Here is a 2,257-nt window from a genome sequence, read left to right as displayed (position 1 = left end):
GTGGGAGCCGTCGTCCGGAAGCGGGCGCCGGCTCCTTTTTTGTGCGCAACCTTAAGCGCATCTGAAGGGAGTTTGATCCAGCGCAGAACTACGTAGTGGTCCGCATGAGCGAAAATATCGGCCGTGGACGCAGGACGACCCCAAGAAGCGTCTCGCGCGGATTCTCTCCCGGAATCCATCGGCCCCTCCCTTTCCCGCGGGCCCGCAGAGACGACGCATCATGACGACGCCTGCTGCGTTCCGATCTTGCAAGCTGAAAAAAAAAGGAGCCCGCATCGGTTCGACTCCCAACTACTCAGGGGCCGGCGCGGGACAATTAGGAGATACAAGAATGTCCAACACGGATATGAGCCGTCGCGGTCTGCTGAAGACCTCCTTCTTCGGCGCCGCCGCCGCCGGCGTGGCCGGCATTTCGACGGCCGCTGAGGCCAAGGCGAAGACCCAGAAGGCCGCCGAGTACGACGTGATCGTCGCCGGCGCCGGCCCCGCGGGCCTGATCACCGCCATCACCGCGCACGATCTCGGCGCCAAGGTGGTGCTCTTTGAAAAGCGCGACCGTCCCGACGGCAACGCCATCTTCGCTCTCGGCTCGGTCTGCGGCTGGGGCACGCGCCATCAGAAGGAGCAGGGCATCACCGACACGGCGGAAGACTTCTACGCCATGATGATGGACATCTCCAAGCAGATGGGCGACAAGGCGCTCAACCGCTGCTACACGGACAACATCTCCGAAGGCATCGACTGGCTTGAGAGCGAAATCGGCGTGAAGTTCGGCAAGATCAAGCCGATGCCGTATCCGCGTCTCGGCCGCACCTGCCGCGTGCTCGGCCAGGGCATCACGGGCGGCGCCCGCCTGGTGCAGGACCTCCTCGCCGCCGCCAAGAAGCGCGGCATCGAGATCAAGTACGAGCACAAGGTGATCGAGCTGCTCCACGACGACCACTTCCGCGTCACGGGCTGCGTCACGCTCTCCGACGAAGGCCGCAAGGAATGGCTCGCCAAGGGCGGCGTCTGCCTCACGACCGGTGGCTTCTCCGCCAACCCCGAGATGGTCGACCGCTACATCGGCGGCTGGGCCACCCGCATGGTGCTGCGCGGCTCGAAGTCCACGACCGGCGAGAACATCTCCCTCTCGCTGCCGCTCTACGCGAAGTTCGTGAACATGGACCAGTTCCACTGCGGCCCGATCATCGGCCTCACCCACGTCAATCCCGCCGACGTGCTCAACTCCGGCTACGGCGTGCAGGTGAACACCCAGGGCAAGCGCTTCATGGACGAGAACAACACCTACGTGGTGAAGGCCCGCACGACCGCGCTCATGACCCCGGACAACACCGCCTGGGTGATCGTCGACAAGAACTGCCCGGTGCTCGACAAGGTGATCGCCAAGTTCGACCGCCTCCACAGCCCGTACGGCAAGGCCGACACGCTCGAAGAGCTCTGCAAGCAGGTCAACCTCCCCGCGAAGAACGTTCTGAAGGAGGTGAAGGCCTACAACGACGCCCTCGCCGCCGGCAAGCTCGAGGACATGACCCCGCCCAACACCTACAAGAAGCCTCATCCCGTCGCCGAGGCTCCGTTCTACGCCGTTCCCTTCCAGGGCGGCATGACGGCCACCTTCGGCGGTCCGCTCATCAACGTCAAGGCTGAGATCCAGAACCTCGACGGCAACAGCATCCCGGGCCTCTACGCCGCGGGCAACGCTGCGGGCGGCATCTTCTGCTTCAACTACGCCGGCGGCGCCCAGCTCGGCGCGGCCACCGTGTTCGGCCGCATCGCTGCGCGCGAAATGGCCGCCCGCGCCAAGGCGAAGAAGAACTAATCGAACGGGAGTGATTGTAAAAATGACCAAGAAGACCCTTATCGCGCTCGCCGCTGCGTTCTGCTTCGGCTCTGCGTTCACCTCGGCCGCCTTCGCGGGCGACTTTACCGCCGACTTCCACCTCGCGCACGGTCAGAAGTGCGAGACCTGCCACAAGACCGCTCCGGTCCAGGGCACGAAGGTGAAGAAGGACGTCTGCAAGCAGTGCCACAGCTATGAGAAGCTCGCGCAGGCCACCGCCAAGGTCGAGCCGAATCCGCACCACTCGCACCTCGGCGACGTGAACTGCACCGAATGCCACAAGGGGCACCAGAAGTCCGAGCTGATGTGCGACCAGTGCCATCAGTTCAAGCTCAAGGTTCCTCACAGCTAGTGGCCCTTTCTGGCGCGGATCTGAGCCGGGTTGGGGCCGGATTCGCGAGGGAAGCCCTTCGG

General features: G+C 64.2%; 2 protein-coding genes. Both read left to right on the top strand.

Translation table 11 applies throughout. The features are described from left to right. Positions 1-331: 331 nt before the first annotated feature. Positions 332-1,822, top strand: a complete 1,491-nt coding sequence (locus ACT6Y9_RS10535; protein WP_295478978.1) for an FAD-dependent oxidoreductase — start codon at positions 332-334, stop codon at positions 1,820-1,822. Between the two features lie 22 nt (positions 1,823-1,844). Next, positions 1,845-2,195 carry a cytochrome c3 family protein gene (locus ACT6Y9_RS10530; RefSeq protein WP_295478979.1) on the top strand — a complete coding sequence of 117 codons (351 nt, stop codon included), beginning with the start codon at positions 1,845-1,847 and terminating at the stop codon, positions 2,193-2,195. The last annotated feature ends 62 nt before the right edge of the window (positions 2,196-2,257 follow it).

This window comes from Sutterella sp., from assembly GCF_052272535.1.
Taxonomy (GTDB): Bacteria; Pseudomonadota; Gammaproteobacteria; order Burkholderiales; family Burkholderiaceae_F; genus Sutterella.
This window is presented reverse-complemented; position numbering and strand designations above follow the sequence as displayed.

Excerpts from the sequence above, each read along its gene's own strand:
- ACT6Y9_RS10535 (WP_295478978.1), top strand. The coding sequence starts at position 332 with ATGTCCAACACGGATATGAGCCGTCGCGGTCTGCTGAAGACCTCCTTC.
- ACT6Y9_RS10530 (WP_295478979.1), top strand. The coding sequence starts at position 1,845 with ATGACCAAGAAGACCCTTATCGCGCTCGCCGCTGCGTTCTGCTTCGGC.